The sequence below is a fragment of the Rhizobium sp. PEPV16 genome (assembly GCF_008919455.1).
GTDB classification, from domain to species: domain Bacteria; phylum Pseudomonadota; class Alphaproteobacteria; order Rhizobiales; family Rhizobiaceae; genus Rhizobium; species Rhizobium leguminosarum_Q.
On sequence record NZ_VSZV01000318.1, the window covers coordinates 1 to 19,452 of the forward strand.

20 protein-coding genes are annotated in these 19,452 nt (G+C 61.6%); 8 read left to right on the plus strand and 12 right to left on the minus strand.

What is annotated here, in order from left to right; all coding sequences use genetic code 11:
* The 9 genes from tilS to ybgC form a co-directional block, all read right to left on the minus strand.
* Positions 1 to 1,202, minus strand: a 1,202-nt coding sequence (gene tilS, locus FY112_RS19770; RefSeq protein WP_181018246.1) for a tRNA lysidine(34) synthetase TilS, incomplete at its 3' end; no start/stop codon positions are given.
* Positions 1,203 to 1,213: 11 nt separating this feature from the next.
* Positions 1,214 to 2,200, minus strand: a complete 987-nt coding sequence (ybgF, locus tag FY112_RS19775; protein ID WP_094087466.1) for a tol-pal system protein YbgF — start codon at positions 2,198 to 2,200, stop codon at positions 1,214 to 1,216.
* A 163-nt stretch (positions 2,201 to 2,363) separates the two neighbouring features.
* On the minus strand, positions 2,364 to 2,897 hold the full coding sequence (pal, locus tag FY112_RS19780) for a peptidoglycan-associated lipoprotein Pal (protein ID WP_027683223.1): 534 nt from the start codon (positions 2,895 to 2,897) through the stop codon (positions 2,364 to 2,366).
* 152 nt (positions 2,898 to 3,049) lie between these two features.
* Positions 3,050 to 4,357 (minus strand): Tol-Pal system beta propeller repeat protein TolB, encoded by a 1,308-nt coding sequence (gene tolB / locus FY112_RS19785; protein WP_024323074.1) that lies wholly within the window; start codon positions 4,355 to 4,357, stop codon positions 3,050 to 3,052.
* Positions 4,358 to 4,379: 22 nt separating this feature from the next.
* Positions 4,380 to 4,826: a cell envelope integrity protein TolA gene (locus FY112_RS19790; protein WP_151519097.1), complete on the minus strand. Its 447-nt coding sequence runs from the start codon at positions 4,824 to 4,826 to the stop codon at positions 4,380 to 4,382.
* Complete coding sequence (locus FY112_RS19795; protein WP_151519098.1) at positions 4,827 to 5,972, minus strand: hypothetical protein; 1,146 nt, start codon at positions 5,970 to 5,972, stop codon at positions 4,827 to 4,829.
* 8 nt (positions 5,973 to 5,980) lie between these two features.
* Positions 5,981 to 6,436: a protein TolR gene (tolR, locus tag FY112_RS19800; RefSeq protein WP_003542730.1), complete on the minus strand. Its 456-nt coding sequence runs from the start codon at positions 6,434 to 6,436 to the stop codon at positions 5,981 to 5,983.
* 18 nt (positions 6,437 to 6,454) lie between these two features.
* On the minus strand, positions 6,455 to 7,174 hold the full coding sequence (tolQ, locus tag FY112_RS19805; RefSeq protein WP_003542733.1) for a protein TolQ: 720 nt from the start codon (positions 7,172 to 7,174) through the stop codon (positions 6,455 to 6,457).
* 375 nt (positions 7,175 to 7,549) lie between these two features.
* Positions 7,550 to 8,005: a tol-pal system-associated acyl-CoA thioesterase gene (gene ybgC, locus FY112_RS19810; protein ID WP_151519099.1), complete on the minus strand. Its 456-nt coding sequence runs from the start codon at positions 8,003 to 8,005 to the stop codon at positions 7,550 to 7,552.
* A 119-nt stretch (positions 8,006 to 8,124) separates the two neighbouring features.
* Between ybgC and FY112_RS19815 the strand changes: the two genes are divergently transcribed.
* The 7 genes from FY112_RS19815 to FY112_RS19845 all read left to right on the plus strand — a co-directional run bounded on the left by FY112_RS19815 (position 8,125) and on the right by FY112_RS19845 (position 14,403).
* A complete protein-coding gene (locus tag FY112_RS19815; RefSeq protein WP_003542736.1) occupies positions 8,125 to 9,345 on the plus strand; it encodes an NAD-dependent epimerase/dehydratase family protein in 1,221 nt (406 codons plus the stop codon).
* A 10-nt stretch (positions 9,346 to 9,355) separates the two neighbouring features.
* Positions 9,356 to 10,192, plus strand: a complete 837-nt coding sequence (locus FY112_RS19820) for a glycosyltransferase (RefSeq protein ID WP_151519100.1) — start codon at positions 9,356 to 9,358, stop codon at positions 10,190 to 10,192.
* Entirely contained in the window at positions 10,189 to 11,106 is a 918-nt protein-coding gene (locus tag FY112_RS19825; RefSeq protein ID WP_151519101.1) for an NAD(P)-dependent oxidoreductase, read from the plus strand. Before FY112_RS19820 ends, FY112_RS19825 begins: the two co-directional genes overlap by 4 nt.
* 59 nt (positions 11,107 to 11,165) lie before the next feature.
* Positions 11,166 to 11,861 carry a hypothetical protein gene (locus FY112_RS19830; protein ID WP_151519102.1) on the plus strand — a complete coding sequence of 232 codons (696 nt, stop codon included), beginning with the start codon at positions 11,166 to 11,168 and terminating at the stop codon, positions 11,859 to 11,861.
* A gap of 115 nt (positions 11,862 to 11,976) precedes the next feature.
* Positions 11,977 to 12,564, plus strand: a complete 588-nt coding sequence (locus tag FY112_RS19835) for a 5-formyltetrahydrofolate cyclo-ligase (RefSeq protein ID WP_017961989.1) — start codon at positions 11,977 to 11,979, stop codon at positions 12,562 to 12,564.
* 3 nt (positions 12,565 to 12,567) lie between these two features.
* Positions 12,568 to 13,392 (plus strand): TIGR00282 family metallophosphoesterase, encoded by an 825-nt coding sequence (locus tag FY112_RS19840; RefSeq protein WP_017961990.1) that lies wholly within the window; start codon positions 12,568 to 12,570, stop codon positions 13,390 to 13,392.
* Positions 13,393 to 13,557: 165 nt separating this feature from the next.
* Positions 13,558 to 14,403 (plus strand): MBL fold metallo-hydrolase, encoded by an 846-nt coding sequence (locus FY112_RS19845; RefSeq protein ID WP_017961991.1) that lies wholly within the window; start codon positions 13,558 to 13,560, stop codon positions 14,401 to 14,403.
* Positions 14,404 to 14,504: 101 nt separating this feature from the next.
* Here FY112_RS19845 and FY112_RS19850 read toward each other — a convergent pair whose 3' ends face one another.
* Positions 14,505 to 15,008 (minus strand): pyridoxamine 5'-phosphate oxidase family protein, encoded by a 504-nt coding sequence (locus FY112_RS19850; RefSeq protein ID WP_012758860.1) that lies wholly within the window; start codon positions 15,006 to 15,008, stop codon positions 14,505 to 14,507.
* Positions 15,009 to 15,149: 141 nt separating this feature from the next.
* Between FY112_RS19850 and FY112_RS19855 the strand changes: the two genes are divergently transcribed.
* A complete protein-coding gene (locus FY112_RS19855; RefSeq protein ID WP_017961993.1) occupies positions 15,150 to 15,896 on the plus strand; it encodes a YebC/PmpR family DNA-binding transcriptional regulator in 747 nt (248 codons plus the stop codon).
* Positions 15,897 to 15,983: 87 nt separating this feature from the next.
* On the opposite strand, the gene FY112_RS19860 is transcribed toward FY112_RS19855, so the two are convergent.
* Positions 15,984 to 16,985 carry an LLM class flavin-dependent oxidoreductase gene (locus FY112_RS19860; RefSeq protein WP_017961994.1) on the minus strand — a complete coding sequence of 334 codons (1,002 nt, stop codon included), beginning with the start codon at positions 16,983 to 16,985 and terminating at the stop codon, positions 15,984 to 15,986.
* Positions 16,986 to 17,110: 125 nt separating this feature from the next.
* A complete protein-coding gene (locus FY112_RS19865) occupies positions 17,111 to 19,426 on the minus strand; it encodes a methyl-accepting chemotaxis protein (RefSeq protein ID WP_094087460.1) in 2,316 nt (771 codons plus the stop codon).
* Between the last annotated feature and the right edge of the window lie 26 nt (positions 19,427 to 19,452).

The window sequence follows — 19,452 nt, forward strand, 5'->3', positions numbered from 1 at the left end:
GAATCCAGCGCGCCCAAGTCCTTGGGCGCAGGGGACTCTTCACGCATTGTTGAGCCATTCACCGCGCCGACGCGCGGTGGCTGGATTCCTGTGACATCCCTCGGGTTGGACCCGAGGGCGGGAATGAGGGAGTGTCCGGCCTGGGCTTCCACCCCTATAGTCGTTCCAGACCTATTTACGGCCCCGAACCTTCCGTCCCAAACCCCAGCCTCTCCCGGCTGCAGAACCAGGGGCAATATCCCCCGGCTCTCGCGCGCCAGATAAAGCCCGTCACGCCTGAGATCGAACACCACCCTGCCGGCAGTCATTCGTCCAAGCCCGCTGCCGGTGGCAAATGTGTGAACCCGCTCCATCTGCCCCCTCCCCGGCGCAAATGGCTGCCCACCGAAAACGGCTGCCAGACGGCCGAGTACATAGTCGAGGACTGCGCGATCCTGCCGCAGCCCATCAGGCATCACGTGGCCGAGCAGGCCGCCGTGAAGCCGGAAGTGACGATCCAGCCATTCGGCTCCTCTGGACGACAGGGCCAGCCGCTCCTCCCAGGCCGCGCCAATATCCTTCTCCATGCCTGCATCGGCCGAAAACTGCCGGCGCATCCGCACGCGCTCGTACTTCGTATCCTCGTTGCTGGGATCGTCGATCCACGGCACGCCCTGCTCTTTCAGGAAAGCGCGGATATCTGCCCGGGTGGAAAAAAGAAGCGGCCGTAAAATCCAGAAACGCCGGTCGAAGAGCACCGCATCTGCAATACCGGTCGAAACCTGCTCCGTTCGCATCCCACGCATGGCAAGCGTTTCGCGCTGGTCGTCGAACGTATGGCCCGTAACGATGAGATCGGCTTCGAAACGTTCGGCGGCAGTCGCAAGCAGGCCGTAGCGTGCCTCGCGGGCAGCCGCCATGATGCCAGTTTTCGGCTTGTCGCTCTGCCAGATCAGAATGGTGTGGGGAATGCCGAGCGATGCGCAGAGGTCGGCGACTTCACGCGCCTCGGCTGCGGAGCCCGCGCGCAACGCATGATCGACGGTCGCAGCGCAAAGAGAAATCTTGAGATGGGGCGCGGCCTTCACCGCTTCATCGAGCAGAAGAAGCAGGCCGGTGGAATCGCTGCCGCCTGATATCGCGACGAGAATGTGTGCGGGGCTTTGAAGCGACGTGAGAAACTGGAGGATCGCCAGTTGAGGCGATGCGGCATCCGGAGACATTCCGGAAGACCTCAGCAGGAGAGGCGCTTCTGTTCGCTCGCAACCTTGCTTATGACGGCACGCGAGGCCTTCGGATAACGCTTCGACACTTCGCGCAGCGTTGCACAGGCCGTCTCGGTATTGTCGAGGGCGGCAAGCGACATGCCGAGCTTCAGCAGCATTTCCGGCGCCTTTTCCGATGTGCCGTATTTCTGATGCGCGTTGAGGAAGGTCTTGGCCGACTCATTGTACTTGCCCTGCGAATAGAGCGCTTCACCGAGCCAGAAATTGGCGTCCGCCGCCCGCGCACTGCTCGGGTAGCGGGCGATATACTGCGTGAATTCCTGTTCGGCCGTGCTGTAATCGCCGGATAGCACGTGGCCATAGGCGGCTTTGTACTGGTCGGCCTCGCTGCCGAGCGAGGCGGTCTGCTGCGGCGTTTTGCGGCTGGCATCGGGAATCGGCCCGGAACCGATCGTGGCGTTTTCGTCGACGCTTCCGCCGATCGGATTGCCGTTCTGATCGAAATCGATCGAGCCGAGCTCCTTGGGCGGCTGGCCGAGGCCGCTATTCTCAGGCACGCTGGTGGAGGGAGCCGTTTCGGCTCCCTCCGGTGCTTGGATCACCTTGGCAATGTCGTCGCCGCCGGAGGCTGCCGGAGCAGCATCGGTCTCGCTCTTCTTGACAGGAGCCTTGGCGCCGCCGCTGGCACCCGTCTTTTCGAGCTGCTGGAAGCGGAATTCATTGTCTTCCTGCTGCTTGCGGATCGTCTCCTGCATCTGCAGAAGCTGAAAGCTCATCTCCTCGATCCGGCCGTTCAGCTGCCGCAGCTGCTCTTCGAGCTGCTGCACGCGGACCTCCGCATCGCCGCTCTGCACCTTGACGACGGGCGGCGCCGCCTGGTTTTCCGCGGATCGGCCGCCGAGATGTAACCCGAAGAACGAGGCCGAATAGGCCGCCCGTTCGCTTCCGGTCACAGCCGCGAGGCACAGCATGCCTGCCACGACAAATTTCTTCATATGTATCGTCCTGTCCCAGTGATTCTTCGCACCTCGATGGCACGAACAGGAGATTTTTCCAATTGCTTTCAAAAAGCAACGGAGTCTGGCCAAAGTGTGGTCAAAAAGAAAAGGCGGCCCCTGAGCGGGCCGCCTTTCGAAAAAGCGAAGTGTTGCTCGGCAATTACATGCCGGCGCCGCCAAGCACGGTAACCGCGCGGCGGTTCTGTGACCAGCAGGAAATATCGTCGCAGACGGCGACCGGACGTTCCTTGCCGTAGGAGATCGTCTTCAGGCGCTGCGCCGGGACGCCGCGCGAAGCGAGATAGTCCTTGGCGGCAGCAGCACGGCGGGCGCCGAGCGCGAGGTTGTATTCGCGCGTGCCGCGTTCGTCGGCATGGCCTTCGACGGTGATCTGGTAGTTCGGGTAGCGGCCGAGCCACTGCGCCTGACGGTCGAGGGTCTGCGAGGCATCGGCGCGGATCGACGAGGAGTCGGTATCGAAGAAGATACGGTCGCCGACATTGACCGTGAAGTCCTGGGCCGAGCCCGGCGTTGCAGCGCCGCCGGCACCTGTGCCGAGGCCGAGGTCGCCTGCGCTGTTCGGCGGCTTCTTGGCGCAGCTTGCCAGAGCGAGGCCGGCGATAAGCGCGATCATGACGGGGTTACGGGCGAAATTCTGCATGCGGCTCATTGCCGGGGTATGAATTCGGCTCATGGCCGGTCTCCTTGCGATTTCATCAGGGTTTCCGGACAGTAACCGCACTCGGTTAACCGCCCCTCAAAGATTATGGTTAACGATTTACTGATTTGTCCCTTGGTCGCTCGGTTCCATGACTTTGGGGCGACAAGAAGGCAGCAGCGCATCGCCTACTCCATAAGCGGCGACCAGGCCGGGTCGGAGCCGTAGGTCGGCGTCTTCACGAGTTGCTCGTTGTAACCGGTCAGATCGATCGAATAAAGCTGCGGACCGCCCGACCCCGCCGCCTGGCGGAAGAACATCAGCACGCGGCCGTTCGGCGCCCAGGTCGGGCCCTCATTGTGGAAGCCGGTCGTCAGGATGCGCTCGCCGGAACCATCCGGCTTCATCACGCCGATCGAGAACTTGCCGCCGGCCTGTTTGGTGAAGGCGATAAGATCGCCGCGCGGCGACCAGACCGGCGTCGAATAGGAGCCGTCGCCGAAGGAAATACGGGTCTGGCCCGAGCCATCGGCATTCATCACATAGATCTGCGGCTTTCCGCCTCGGTCGCTTTCGAAGCTGACACGCGCACCATCCGGCGAATAGGAGGGCGAAGTATCGATCGCCGCCGTCGAGGTCAACCGCGTCGTCGTGCGCGAGCGCAGGTCCATCGTATAGATGTTGGAATTGGCATCCTGCTGCAGGCTCATGATCACCTTCTGCCCATCCGGCGAAAAGCGCGGCGAGAAGGTCATGCCGGGGAAATTGCCGACGACCTCGCGCTGCCCGGTTTCGAGCTGCAGCAGGTAGACCCGCGGCTGCTGGTTGGCAAAGGACATGTAGGTCACTTCCTGCCGGCTCGGCGAGAAGCGCGGCGTCAGCACGAGATCGCTGCCATCCGTCAGCATTCGCACGTTGAAGCCGTCCTGATCCATGATCGCCAGCTGGCGCTTGCGCTGCTGCTTGGTGCCGGATTCGGAGACGAAGACGACACGGGTGTCGAAATAACCTTCCTCACCAGTGATCTGCTTGTAGATCGCATCGGCGATGATGTGCGCCACGCGGCGCCAGTTTTCCGGCTGCGTATAAAACTGCTGACCGGTCATCTGCTGCCCGGCGAACGGGTCCCAGAGCCGGAATTCGGCGCGAAGACGGCCATCCGCTTCCTTGGTAACCCGGCCGGTAACCAGCGCCTGTGCATTGATGACCTTCCAGTCCTCGAACCGCGGCGCGGCATCAGGATTGGAGATTTTTTCAATAAAGGCCGTTTTGTTGATCGGGGCAAACAGGCCGGAACGCTGCAGGTCGGCGGCGATGACTTGCGAGACCTGCGCGCCTATGTCGCCCTGGAAGTCAGTCACCGCAATCGGCATCGGCTGGACATTGCCCTTTCGAAGATCGAGGGTGACCAGCGCGTTCGCCGGCGTCGTAAAGGCTGCGACCCCAATCAGGCCTGCAATGACCATCAGAGCGCGGATGAGGGAACACTTGACCATATCAAACAAGCCTTTCAGCATCTTATCGGGTAAGAGCGCTGGTATCGAAGTTCAAAACGACTTCCTTCCAGGCATCGTATTTATCTTTCGGAAGCATCGTAAAAGGAGCTGCGCGACGAACTGCGCGAAGGCCGACATCGCTAAGACTTTTCTGCGCACGCTCACTGCCACCGGTGACCTGCACATCAGGGTTGCCGACGATCTGCCCGTCTCTGGCTAGCTTTATGTGGATCGTCAAACGCACGCTGCCGATGTCTTTCAGGCGACTGTCGACGAAGAATCGACTTTCGATCGCGTTTCGCACCGCCTTAGCTTCAGCCACAGTGAGAACCGGAGAATTTGCATTGCTGTTTCGGCGATCAGCCGTCTCCGAATTTGCATCGAAAGGAAATGCGAGGCCAAGGATCAACCCGGTCAGCACCGCGTATATCCCGAAAGATTTCGCGAAATGGATCGAATTCCTCGGCATTCAAATCCCCATATCGCTGGGATGAAAGTTAAGGACGACCTCGTTCCACACGTCATACTTGTCCATCGGAAGCGTCGTGCGGAACGAGGGAGCAGATTTCATCACGGCACGGTAAGCGCCACTTTCCAGCGCACGACGCGTTGAATCGGTGCTGCTTCCGCCGGAAGACTCGATGTCAGGCTGGCCGATAATGTTTCCATCTTTGTCGAGCTTGAAATGCACCGTGATGACCATGCCGGAAAGGCCTTCCATTCCCGGAGTGATAAGCCAGTTACCCTGGATCAAACCCTGTAGCGCATCTTGTTCGCTTTGGCTGAGCTTGGAACCGCCATTGCTCTTCTTCGCGCCCAGCGATGCCTCCTGCGTCGAGCGCTTCGCGCCACCGGCAGACGGATCAGTCTTATTGAGCAGCACGGCAATATCGTCGGCGTTGAAGTCGCTCTTCATCGCCGAGGCGGATTTCGCCGTTTCCTGCCTCTGATCGGCCTTCTTCTTGTCCGTCGGCTTCTCAGCAGCCTTGGGCTGGTCCGGGGTCTTTTCCGGCGGCTTTTCGGCGGGCTTCTGCGGCTCAGGCGGCTTTACCTGCGGCTTGGCAACCGGCGTCGGCACATTGTCCGGCAGCGCCTCGGCGTCCGGCTTCGGCGGTTCCTCGGGCTTGGCCTGCTCTTCAGGTGGCTTTTCTTCCGGCTTCGGCGGCGTCACTTCGACCGGCTTTGGCGGCGGAATGGAGGCGACCTCCTTCGGCTGCTCAATTTCCGTTTCCTCCTTGACGATGTCCTTGACATCGTTCGGGACAGGATCGGTCTTCGGCATCGGCTTTTCGCTCGAATTCGCCGCGGCAGCCTCGCTATTGCTGGGTTTGGCGTTCGGCACCGGCGGCGTCTTCAGGTCGACATTGTTGTCGCCGGCACTCTCCGCCGGTTGCGCGATCGGCGGCCGCGTCGTCGGCACGGGCGCGGAAGTCTCCTTCTTCGGAGCCTTTTTATCGCCTTGCTGCATCTGAGTAATGGATTCCACCGGCACGAGATCGACCGGCATCGCCTCGAAATCCTCCACCTTGAAGGATTCCGGGGCGCCGAGCGACACCATCGCCCAGGTGAGCACCAGGCCGTGCAAAACAGCAGATGTGATGACACTGGCCTTCATTTTGCGCGCTATTGGTCCTTCTTCTGCTGCGTCACGAGGCCGATATTCTTGAAGCCTGCGCCCTGAATACGGGCCATGACGTCGGCGATGACGCCGTAGGGCGCTGTCGCGTCGCCGCGCACGAAGATGCGTTCGTTATAGCCGGTGGTGGCGATCGCCTCGAGCTTGGCGGCGATCTCCGCGGCCGGGATCGGCGTTTCCTGCAGGAACACCTCGCCGTCATTCTTGACGGAGATGGTGATCGGCTGTGTCTCGGAATTCAGCGCCTTGGCCTGCGTTTCCGGCAGGTCGATCGGCACGCCGACAGTCATCATCGGTGCCGCGACCATGAAGATGATCAAAAGCACCAGCATGACGTCGACGAGCGGCGTCACGTTGATTTCGGAAATCACGGCCCTGTTCCGACCGCCGCGACGGCGGCGTCCGCCGCCCCCGCCGCCATTGCCTCCAACAGCCATACCCATGTCAGTATACTCCGTTGGTTATTGAGCGGCAGCGCGCGGCTGCAGTTTCTCGTCGATCTGGCGCGAAAGTATGGCGGAGAATTCATCCGCGAAACCTTCCATGCGGCCCGAGAGCTTGCCGGCATCGGCAGAGAACTTGTTGTAGGCGATAACCGCCGGGATAGCGGCGACGAGACCGATCGCGGTCGCAAGCAGCGCTTCGGCGATACCGGGCGCGACGACCGCAAGGTTGGTCGACTTCGAACCGGCGATTGCCTGGAACGAGGTCATGATGCCGACGACCGTGCCGAAGAGACCGATGAACGGGCCGGCCGAGCCGATGGTCGCGAGCGATCCAAGGCGGGCACCGAGAAATTCGGTCTCACGGGCGAGCGTCACGTCCATCGCGCGGTCGATACGCATCTGCAGGCCGATCGGCGAGCGGGCGCCGCGTTCGAAGGATTTCTTCCATTCGCGCATGGCGGCCACGAAGATTGCCGCGAGCCCTGTATTGTTGCGCTCCGACAGCGAGCGGTAGAGTTCTTCCAGCGACTGTCCCGACCAGAACACCTGTTCGAACTTGTCGAACTGGCGCCGTGCGCGGCCATAGGCCAGGTATTTGTCGATGACGATCGCCCACGTCCACACCGAGGCCGCGATGAGCCCGAGCATGACGAGCTTGACGACGATGCCGGCCTGCATGAAAAGCGACCAGAGGCTGACGTCCGTCGTTGCTGCTGCCAATCCTACTTGTTCCATTGGTCCAAAATCCCCGAATCCAAACGCCCGGTGCTGGACCGGGCGGCACAAACTGATCTCGCAAGAAGTGTCCGGCGGCCGCCGCCCAAAGCCCTGGTCAAACTTCCAAGCTCATCTTCCGCCTTCTTGCCGTCAAATTTGGTCAAAGGAAGGCGTGCACCGCACAAACTCCGACTTTCCCAGTAAGACACTATTATGGTTAATAGATCGTTAGTGCCGGACTGTGACAGTAAGCCTGTGATTGGAAGATTTCGTTCCATGGATTACTTGACCGGAGCAAGGTCCGGCTGCCGAAAGAGCGCTCATCCTGCGGCGCGGGAATTCCTTCACATAAAACTCAAGTTCTGACAAGACCTGAATTTCAAGCGACTCTGACTACAACGGCGTGCTGCCCTCCAGGAATTTCACCGCCAGTGTTTCCGGCAGCCGCCTCGGCCGCCCCCGGGCGTTGATGACGGCGATGATCACCTTGGCGGCGATCAGCAGCGTCTCGCCCGAGCGGATCTGCTGATTGAGCACCATCTTGGCGCCGCCGGCTTTTTCCGTATGCGTCAGGATCGTCAGCACATCGTCCATGCGCGCCGGGCTCCTGAAGTCGATCTCCATGCGGTGAACGACGAAAACCAGCCCCTCCTCGTCGGCGCTGACGAGTTCGCGCTGCTCGACGCCGAGGCAGCGCAGATAATCGGTGCGGCCGCGCTCCAGGAAGTGCAGGTATCGGGCGTGATAGACCAGGCCGGAAAAGTCCGTATCTTCATAATAGACCCGCTGAACGAGGCGGTGTCCGGCCTCCGTCAGCTCTCCCGAAATGGAAAAAGGGCGTTCCGTCATAATTTTCTCCAAACTCAGGTGCCCTGTTTGGCGCAACGCTTCCGGACAGGCAAGCATTGAATGATTGTCACAATTCCTAACTATTCCCGATAATGAGCGACCAATCAGGAGACGATGCGATGAAGATTGCGGTTATGGGCGGAGACGGTTTCATTGGTTGGCCAACGTCGCTGCATCTCTCCGATGCCGGGCACGACATCCATATCCTCGACAATCTCTCGCGCCGCTGGATCGACACCGAACTTGGCGTTCAGTCGCTGACCCCGATGGATTCGATCCAGGAGCGCACCCGCATCTGGCATGCCGAAACCGGACGCCGCATCCACTTCAATCTGATCGATCTCGCCAAGGATTACGAACTCCTGAAGAACTGGCTTTCCGAACATCGGCCGGATGCCGTCATCCATTTCGCCGAGCAGCGGGCTGCGCCCTATTCGATGAAGAGCGACCGCCACAAGAACTACACCGTCAACAACAATGTCAGCGCCACGCACAATCTGCTGAACGCGCTGACGGAACTCAATCTCGATGCCCATCTCATCCATCTCGGCACCATGGGCGTCTACGGCTATTCGACGGTCGGGGCGGCGATCCCCGAGGGTTACCTGCCGGTCGGCATCGAGACTGCTGGCGGCGAGACGGTCAGCCAGGAGATTCTCTATCCTTCCAATCCCGGCTCGATCTATCACATGACCAAGTGCCTGGATCAGCTTCTCTTCCAGTTCTACGCGCGGAATGACGGCCTGAGGATCACCGACCTGCACCAGGGCATCGTCTGGGGCACGCATACCGAGCAGACACGCCGGCACGCGCAACTGATCAATCGTTTCGACTATGACGGCGATTATGGCACAGTGCTGAACCGCTTCCTCATCCAGGCGGCGATCGGCTATCCGCTGACGGTGCACGGCACCGGCGGCCAGACCCGCGCCTTCATCCACATCCAGGATTCGGTGCGCTGCATCGAGCTTGCGCTCAAGAATCCTCCGGCCCGCGGCGCCCGCGTCGAGATCTTCAACCAGATGACTGAAACCCACCGGGTGCGCGACCTTGCCGAGATGATCGCCAGGATGAGCGGGGCTAAGATTGCCTGGCTGCCCAACCCGCGCAAGGAAGCCGCCGAGAACGAGCTGATCGTCCGGAACGAAAAATTCCGCGATCTCGGCCTCGAACCGATCACGCTGGAAGCCGGCCTGCTCGGCGAGATCGTCGACGTCGCGAAGAAGTTCGCCTATCGCGTCGACCGCTCGCGCGTGCCGGCCGTCTCCGCCTGGACCAAGGACATCGCCGCGACGATCAATCACGATCCGGAAGGCAAGCGGCTGAAGTCCGTGTCGTGAGCGCTGCAATATGACGAGCGCCAGCAGCACACCAGCCCGTTTCGCCTATGTCACACTCGTCACCAATGCCGATTACGCCATGGGCGCGACCGCGCTTGCCCGCTCCCTACGCCGAACCGGCACCGGGGCCGACATCGTCATTCTCCATACCGGCGGTGTCGACAAAACCATTCTCGCATCCATCGAAGCGCTCGACTGCCGCCTGGTCGAGGTCGAGCACCTGCCGCTCTCTGCCGCCTTCAACGAGCGCCACGCCCGCGGTCAGCTCCATTCGACAGCTCCTTTCACCAAGGGCCGCAAGCCGGATTTTCATTCGCCGCTCGACAATTTCTGCAAGCTCAGGCTCTGGCAGCTCGTCGAATACCAGCGCTGCGTCTTCGTCGACGCCGACGCCCTCGTGCTGAAGAACGTCGACAGGCTCTTCCTCTATCCGGAATTTTCCGCCGCCCCCAATGTCTACGAAAACCTCGCCGATTTCCGCCGGATGAATTCCGGCGTCTTCGTCGCCACGCCCTCGCATGACACGTTCCGGCACATGCTCGAAAGGCTCGACAGGCCGAACGCCTTCTGGCGGCGCACCGATCAGACCTTTCTCGAGACGTTCTTCCCGGATTGGCACGGCCTGCCGGTTTATTTCAACATGCTGCAATATGTATGGTTCACCATGCCGGAGCTTTGGGACTGGAAGAGCATTTCGATCCTGCATTACCAGTATGAAAAACCGTGGGAAAAGGATCATCCCAAGACAGCGAGACTACAACCTTTGATCGATCTGTGGCATCGTTTCCACGATGGCGGCGATGTGCCTGAGATCACGACGCTGGACAATCCGGAAGGGGCAGCATGAAGGTACTGGTATCGGGTGGAACGGGTCTCGTCGGCCGGTATGTCGTCGAGGAACTGCTGGCCGCTGGATATCAGGTGATCGTCGGCGGGCGCCGCGCGCCGCTGCCCCGCCTCTTCTCCCGCCCGGTCGAGTTCGCAGCGCTTTCTCTCGATCCCGACAAGGATCAGATCGACGTCTTCGACGACGCCTATTTCTTCGTCCATGCCGCTTTCAGCCATGTCCCGGGTAAATATCGCGGCGGCGAGGGCGACGACCCGAAGACCTTCCACAGGTTGAACCTCGACGGCACCGTCCGGCTTTTCGAAGCCGCCAAACGCGCCGGCACGCGCCGTTGCGTCTTCCTGTCCAGCCGCGCCGCCTACGGCGAACATCCCGAGGCAACCGAACTGACGGAGACGATGCTGGCCAAGCCCGAAACACTCTACGGCCAGGTCAAGCTCGATGCCGAACGCGCGCTTGCCCATCTCTCCACGCCGGGTTTTGCCGGCGTAAGCCTGAGGCCGACCGGCGTCTATGGCGATCTCTCGCCGAACAAATGGGACGGCCTGATCGCCGATTACCTCGCCGGCCGGCCGGTTACTGCCCGCCTGGGAACGGAAGTTCACGGCCGCGACCTCGGTCGGGCGGTGAGGCTCATGCTGGAGACGGAAAGCACCCGCATCTCCGGCGAGGTCTTCAATGTCTCGGACATGTCAGTCGACACGCGCGATATCCTTTCATCCATCCGCCGCGAGACGGGCTGTCGGCACGCATTACCGGCCCCTGTCGATAAGGTCGCGATCAATCCCATGAGCACTGCGAAAATCCGCGCGCTCGGCTGGGCGCCCGGCGGAGCCCCTCTGTTCGAGGAGACGATGCAGCGGCTGGCCGCTGCGCTTCCCGAATTCCCAAGACACAGGTCCACGCAAGTCTGACGTTGCAGAATGTGCCCGAATCGCAATCGGGGCCTGAATTAAAAATCGGGGAATTGTTCATGCAGGTCGCAACCACGTCTGCCTCCATCATCTTGCGCGGCGCGTCTTCGACGGCAGCCCTATCCGCCCCCGGAAGCGAGACTGATCAAGGCGTGCTGAAGCTGCAGCGCGCCACACAGGCGCTGCAGCAGATGCGCCAGACCTTGGCGAACTCAGGAGACGAGGCCAAGGCGAAGGCGCAACGCAGGCTCGAGGAGGCAAAACAGGAGTTGGAGATGCTGCGCAGCTCCAACATGGCTCCTGAAGTGGTCGCCCGGCTGGCCGCCGAACTGGCGCGCAAGGTCGGCACCGCCGCCTCCGAATTCGCATCATCAGTCGCGACCGGCAGCCCGGCAACGGCTGTTCCGGTGGATGCAACCACGGCTGCAACAGCAGTCGCAACCAGCGGGCCCGATGCTGCGCTGACGGATACCGCAGGGGAAACTGCGGCCGGCGAGACCGGTTCGCAGGAACCGGACGCCGCCGCCAACGCCCGCAAGGCCTATGCGAGCGTCGCCGAGGATGCGCCGAAACTTTCAGGCATTTCGGCCGATGATCGCGAAACGATGGGAGAGTTCAAGGTGGTCGTGCGTGAACTCAAGCAAGTGCTTGAAAAGGCGATGCGCGAGTTGCGGCAGCAGGACCGGCAGGCCGGGGCCAATATGGCAGGCTTCTCCATCGCCACGGCGACAATACCGACAAGCATCGTCGTCTGACGACCGCTGCCGCCGGCGGGCGAGGCGTGAAACCAACGTGATACCGTCGCATCCGGCATTTGCATCGGACATCCAGCCGTCTATGCTCGGTCAAATCTCTCAACCGGCAGATCCAATGACCGCGAAAGAATTGAAAGCGCAGCTGCGCGACGAACGGCTGTCCGCACGCGACGCCATCCCCGCCGAGAAACGCGCCTCCAAAAGCCTCGCAATGGCCGACCATGCCGGCGAGGCCGTCGGTTTTGCGCTGGATACGATCGTCTCCGGCTTCCTGCCGATTCGTTCAGAAGCCGATCTCAGGCCGCTGATGGCGCGCTTTGCCGTGCGCGGTGCGCGGCTCTGCGTGCCGGCGATCCTCGATCGGCAGACCATCGTCTTTCGCGAGCTGGCGGAAGGTGCGCCCCTCATCGATACCGGCTTCGGCACGGTCGGCCCCGGCTCGGATGCCGCCATTCTTGATCCCGAGATCATGCTGGTGCCGCTTTCGGCCTTCGATGCCCGCGGCCACCGCATCGGCTACGGCGCCGGCCACTACGACCGCGCCATCAGCCGGCTAAGGCAAAAAGGCCTGCATCCAAAGCTGATCGGCATTGCATTCGACTGCCAGGAAGTGGCACATGTGCCCGACGAGCCGCACGACATAAGCCTGGATGCCATCCTGACAGAAAGCGGCCTTCGCTTTTTTGCCTCTTGGATTGGATAGGGAATGCGGCTGCTTTTTCTGGGTGACATGGTCGGCAAGACGGGACGCACGGCGGTATGGGACCGCCTCCCCGGCCTGGTTTCCGACCTCAAGCTCGATTTCGTCATCGTCAACGGCGAGAACGCCGCCGGCGGCTTCGGCATCACCGAGGATATCTTTCTGGAAACGATCAATGCCGGCGCCGATGTGGTGACGACAGGCAATCACGTCTGGGACCAGAAGGAAGCCGTCGCTTTTGCCGGCCGCCACGATCAATTCCTGCGTCCCGCCAACTATCCCCAAGGCACGCCCGGCCGCGGCTCCGGCCTTTTCTATGCCAGGAACGGCGCGCGTGTGCTCGTTGCCAACGTCATGGGCCGGGTCTTCATGCATCCGGAACTCGACGACCCCTTCAAATCGGCGGAGGTCATCCTCGACGCGTGCCCGCTGAAGGAGCAGGCCGACGCGATCATCTTCGATTTCCATGCCGAGGCGACCAGCGAGAAGCAGTGCTTCGGCCACTTCGTCGACGGCCGCGCCAGCTTCGTCGTCGGCACCCACACGCATGTACCGACCGCCGACGCACAGATCCTGAACGGCGGCACCGCCTATATGTCAGATGCCGGCATGTGCGGCGACTACGACTCCTCCCTCGGCATGGACAAGGAGGAACCGCTCAACCGCTTCATCTCCAAGATGCCGAAGGGCCGCATGGAAGCCGCCAACGGCCCCGCGACGATCTGCGGCGTCGGCGTGGAGATTTCGGATACGACGGGACTTGCCGAAAAGATCGCGCCGCTCCGGCTCGGCCCGCGGCTGGCCGAAACTCTGCCGGAGTTCTGGCGGTAACAGGCGACGCGCGGCCGTCCAACACGCAATTGTGAGCATCCTCGGTCTGGACCCCTGCGGCCTCATGCCGCATCCTCCCCGCCACTCGCGCATAACCCCGAAAATCGGGATCGATTTTCGGGGTTATGCGCCGATTGAAGGGTGATAGAGCGCCGGAGGGGTGGCATGAAGCCGCGATATCTTGTCCTCGCTATCGCATGCCTTGCGGCCTTCGCCGCGCCGAATCTTGCCGGGGCACAAGAGCAGCGGCCGCCGGTCAGCCAGTGCCAGGCAATCGCGCAAACCATCCCCAAGGTGACCTTCGCAAGTTTTTCCGGCGCTCTGCCGCTGATGCCTGCCGCCTCCGAGGGCGAGGATGTCAAGCTCACCTTCCTCGGCCACTCTACCTTCGCGATCGAGACCCCGGGCGGCATCGTCATCGCGACAGACTATAATGGCTGGTACAGGCCGGCGACGATGCCCGACGTCGTGACCATGAATAAGGCCCACTCGACCCACTTCACCTTGGCGCCCGATCCGGGCATCAAGCACGTACTGCACGGGTGGAGCGATGTTCCGGACGAGAAGGCCAATGTCAATCTCGTCGTCGGCGATGCCTATATCCGCAACGTCACGACAGATATCCGCTTCAGCTATGGCCTCGGCGGCTCGCACGAGAACGGCAATTCCATCTTCATTTTCGAGATCGCCGGCCTTTGCGTTGGCCATCTCGGCCATCTGCATTACGAGCTGACGGATACCCATTATACCGAAATCGGCCGGCTCGACATCGTCATGGTCCCCGTCGATGGCGGCCTGACCATGGGCGCCGACAGCATGAGCCGCGTCATCAAACGGCTCCGCTCGTCGTTGATCCTGCCGATGCACCGGCGCGGCCCGCCGGTCGAAGCCTTCGTCTCGATGTTCGGCAAGGATTTCGACGTCGCCCATGCGCCCGATGACAGCATCACCGTCTCGATGCGCACTCTGCCGAAAAAGCCGCTGATCTATGTGTTGAAGGGCGTGCAGTAAAAAGGCCCGGCAGTTTTCCTTCTACAGCGTCCTTTGCGCGTCTTTTCAGACGCGCAAAGGACGCTGTAGCACTTTGAATTGCTGCATAGGAGCAATGCGCGTCAAGCGAACTGCAGATGGCGCTTGATGCCGACATCCGGCATCTTGTCGTCGTCGAGATTGGCCTTGGCGATCTCCCAGCCGAATTTCAGCTTGTTACCCGTGGAAACCCAGATCTCGGCATCGTCGACATGGAGGGACAGCATGGTGAGCTTGGGGTCCTTCTTGCCGCCGTCATACCAGGCCGCGACGATCGAGCTCCAGTATTCCTCGATCTTGGAAGGGTCAGGATGCACCTCGATCACGCCGGCAAGGCAGGCGTGATAGTCGTGATCCTTGCCGATGACACAGAAATGCGCGCGGCTGCCGGGCTTGATGGCGCGCACGATGTCGGCGTCGGTCTTGGTGTAGAACCAGATGGTGTTGGTGGTGGGATCGGCATGCGGCGCCATCGGCTGCATGTGCATGTCCAGTCCGGAAATTCCGAGCATGCCGGCATGAACATCGTTGACCTGATCCCAGAGCTGACGTGCTGGATGTTCCTGCGCCTCGCTGAGACTTGCCATGACCGTTCCTTTCCGTTGGATGGAGTTCGGTTGAAACGTCATCCCCTCGCCTTTGTTCCGAACTGCTTTTTCCTTGAACGGGTGCCGTTTCGCTCTTATAAGGCGGCCCATTCCGAACAATGAGACGTGAACAGGGGTGCCATGGCTGGCCATTCACAGTTTAAAAACATCATGCACCGCAAAGGCCGTCAGGATGCCGTGCGGTCGAAAATGTTCTCCAAGCTTGCGCGCGAAATCACCGTTGCCGCCAAGGCCGGCCTGCCCGACCCTACGATGAACGCCCGCCTTCGCCTGGCGATCCAGAACGCCAAGGCCCAGTCCATGCCGAAGGACAATATCGACCGTGCCATCAAGAAGGCAGCCGGTGCCGACGGCGAAAACTATGATGAAGTCCGCTATGAGGGCTACGGCCCCGGCGGCACGGCGATCATCGTCGAGGCCCTGACCGACAACCGCAACCGCACCGCCTCCAACGTTCGCTCGAGCTTCACCAAGGCCGGCGGCGCGCTTGGCGAAACCGGTTCTGTGTCCTTCTCCTTCGACCATGTCGGCGAAATCACCTACAAGCTTTCGGTTGGCGATGGCGATAAGGTGATGGAAGCCGCGATCGAAGCCGGCGCTGACGACGTCGAGACCGACGAAGACGGCCACTACATCACCTGTGCCTTCGAAGCCCTCGGCGAAGTGGCGAAAGCGCTGGAAGCAAGCCTCGGCGAAGCCGAAACCGTCAAGGCAGTCTGGCGCGCCCAGAACAACGTGCCGGTCGACGAGGAAAAGGCCCAGTCGCTGATGAAGCTCATCGACAGCTTGGAAGACGACGACGACGTGCAGAACGTCTATTCCAACTTCGAAGTCTCGGAAGAAGTGCTGGCCAAGCTCTCCGCCTGATTTTTTCGAGCGGTCTCAAATAAAAACCCGGCTGCGAGGCCGGGTTTTTTCGTTGATGAGCCCGGCTCAAGGCGTTGTACGTAAACCCTACGCGGCGGCCCGCATGAAATTTCCCAATCCCGCAAAAAGCTCCACCGACCTCAGCCGCGCCTCGATATCGTGGATCGGCATCGAGATGATCACCTCGTCGGCCTGCGTTTCCTGCAGAAACTCCGTCAGTTTCGCCTCCGCCGTCTTCGGCGAGCCGACCACGGCATAACGCAGCGTGTGTTCGACATTCATCTTTTCCATCGGCGACCAGAAGTCCGCCATATCGGCCACCGGACGCGGGAACGGGCCGCGGACATTGCGGCGCAGATTGACGAACTGCTGCTCTGCGGAAGTGAAATGGTAGCGTGCCTCCTCATCCGTCGCCGCCACCGCGCCCATCACGCCGACCATCACATGCGGCTTGTCGAGCGTCGCCGAGGGCTGGAAGCGGTCGCGATAGATCGCGATCGCATCGAGCAGCATGTCGGGCGCGAAATGCGAAGCGAAGGCATAGGGAAGCCCCAGCATGCCAGCAAGCTGGGCACTGTAGAGGCTGGAGCCGAGCAGCCAGATCGGGATATGTGAGCCATTGCCGGGAACCGCGAGGATCGCCTGGTTCTCGACCGGCGTATCGAGAAGTTGCTGCAGTTCCACCACGTCGTTGGGGAAGCTGTTTGCGCCAGCCTCGAGGTTGCGCCGTAGCGCCTGTGCCGTGCGCATATCCGTTCCCGGTGCGCGCCCGAGGCCGAGATCGATACGGCCGGGGAAGAGTGCCTCCAGCGTGCCGAACTGCTCGGCGATGACCAGCGGCGAATGATTGGGCAGCATGATGCCGCCGGAACCGATGCGGATGCGCTTGGTCGCGGCCCCGACATGGCCGATAACGACGGCGGTGGCGGCGCTGGCGATCCCCGGCATGCCGTGATGTTCGGCAAGCCAGAAGCGCTTGTAACCGAATTCCTCGGCTTTTTGTGCCATCCGCGCCGAGCCATCGAGGGACTGGCGCACGGTGCTGCCTTCGGCAACGGGGGAAAGGTCGAGTATGGAGAAGGGAACCATTGGAAACCTGCCGGGCAGTTGAACGATGCCGTCTATGTAGGTTCGCGCCCGCACCATTCCAAACGATGCGCGCAAACAAAATGGCCGCGCGGGCGCGACCCTTCAGCAATGTCACAAGCGATAATTTACCGATGACGGCGCAGCACATGCACCTCGGCGCTCGGCTGGTGGTGGCCGGGCGGCAGCGTGAAATTGCCGAGCTGGCGGTCCATTTCCAGGGCTTCCGTCGCCAGCCGGTGGATCGCCGCCGTCGTCTCTTCGACCATCGAGGCGTTCTGCTGCGTCATCGCGTCGAGTTCGGCGACGGCGCTATTGATCTCGCGCAGCGTATTGGCCTCCTCGCGGGTCGCACTCATGATCTCATTGATCTGCCCGTTGATCGCTTCGACATGGGCGCCGATGCCCGTCAGGGCAACGCCCGCCTTTTCCACAAGCGTAACGCCGCTTTCGACCTCATGCGTCGATTTCTGCAGCAGGCTGGAAATCTCCTTGGCCGCACTCGACGAACGCTGGGCCAGCTCGCGCACTTCCATGGCGACGACGGCAAACCCCTTGCCGGATTCACCGGCGCGCGCCGCCTCGACGCCGGCATTGAGCGCCAGGAGGTTGGTCTGGAAGGCGATGTCGTCGATCACGGAGATGATCGTGTTGATCTGGCGCGAGGAGGCCTGGATTGCCTCCATTGCCGCGATCGTCTCGCGCATGATCTGGCCTGAGCCGGTCGTCTCCTTCTTGGCGTCGCGGGCGATGCGCTCGGCCTGCTCGGCCCGCTCGATCTGCCGGCGGACCGACTGTGTGATGGCACTGATCGCATTCGCCGTCTCGGTGATCGAGCCAGCCTGGCGCTCGGTGCGTCCGGCAAGTTCGTCGGCGCCGGTGCGCATCTCCTCGGAGCCGGCGCGCACCGCCATCGAGTTGCCGCCGATCGCCGTCATGGTTTCGCTAAGTGTCGCCAACGCCTCGTTGAAATTGACGCGCAGGCTTTCGAGCTCGTTCGGGAAGCGGGTATCGATCTGATAGGCGAGATCGCCGTTCGCCAGATGATGCAGGCCCTCGTCAATCGCCTCGACCACCTGCTGCAGCGTCTTGGCCTCGGCCTCGCGCTCGGCCAGATTCTGCTGGCGGTCCTGCTCGGCCTGCAGGCGCGTCTCTTCGCTGGCGGCTTCGAGTTCGCGGCTTTCGATCAGCGAGTGGCGAAAGCGGTCGAGCGCATTGGCCATCGTGCCGATCTCATCCTTGCGGTTCAGGCTGCCGACCTCGCTGTCGAGCTTGCCGTCGGCGACATCGCGGGTGACGCCGGCAAGACGTGCCAGCGGCGAAAACAGCAAATTGGTGACCAGCCCGGTGGCGACCGCCATGACGACGAGCACGCCGATGCCGATCATCGTCAGCAAAGTGGCGATTTCGATCGAGCCGGCATTGAGCTCGCTCAACAGCACACTCTCGACCACGAGGAAGCGGTCGCCGCGATAGTCGATGCCGCGGACATAGGCACGAGCCGCTCCGTCCGCCCGGTCGAAATCGGCAACCGTCATCGCCGAACTGGCAAGCGCGCTCTTGATGAAGGTGAAGGGCGTCGCATCGAGCGTCGCAAGCTTGCCGCTTCCGTCGAGGCCGATGGCGGAACCATCGCCGGAGACGATCGCCGCCCGCGCCGTGCTGCCTTTGACGATGCCCTTGGCGAGGATGCCGGTGACGATATCGTCGCGCACCTTGAAGAGGATGATGCCCTTGGCCGCCCCAAGCTTGACGATCGGTACGGCATAAAAGATCGCCGACTTGCCGCTGCCGGCATCGACGCGAAGGCCGGAAAAGCCTGTCGGCGCGGCGTCATCGGTCGCCTTGGCGGTATTCTCGATCGCCTTGGCGAAAGCGATGCCGGCGCCGGTCGCCTTCCAGGCGTCCGACTTCAGATTTTCGGCGAAATCATCTTCCTTCTTATAGGAATAGAGCACGGTACCCTCGAGATCGACGATCAGCAGATCGCTGAAGGCAGTATCCTCAAGGTCGCGGGCGACTTCGCCCTGCGTCTTTTCGTGGCTCGAATAATAAAAGCCACTCGGCCCTTCCGGCTTGATGAGCTTCTCGCGCTGGTCGGCGGGGTTGGGGTTGCCCGCTATGAAAACCTTCTTCAGCTCGGCACGGGCATCGCCCGCGGTCTTCTCGATGGTCTTCCAGCCGCTCTTCAGATTGGTGATCGACATCTGCAGCGCCTCGATGCGCGCGATGGAATTGGCCTGGTTTTCAAGCTGCGTCAGCTGGTCCTGCAGCATGTCGCCGCGAAAGATCAGCACGCTTTCCTTTGCCTTCAGCGCCTGCTCGTCGGAAATGCGGCTGCTGGCGAAATAGGCAAGCACATCGATGACCGCGATCGACAGCACGGTCAGCAGAATGAATGTGGCGATGACCTTAAAGGACAGGGATTGAAATCTCCGAGCCATGTACGACGAACCCCCTCTGAACGCAC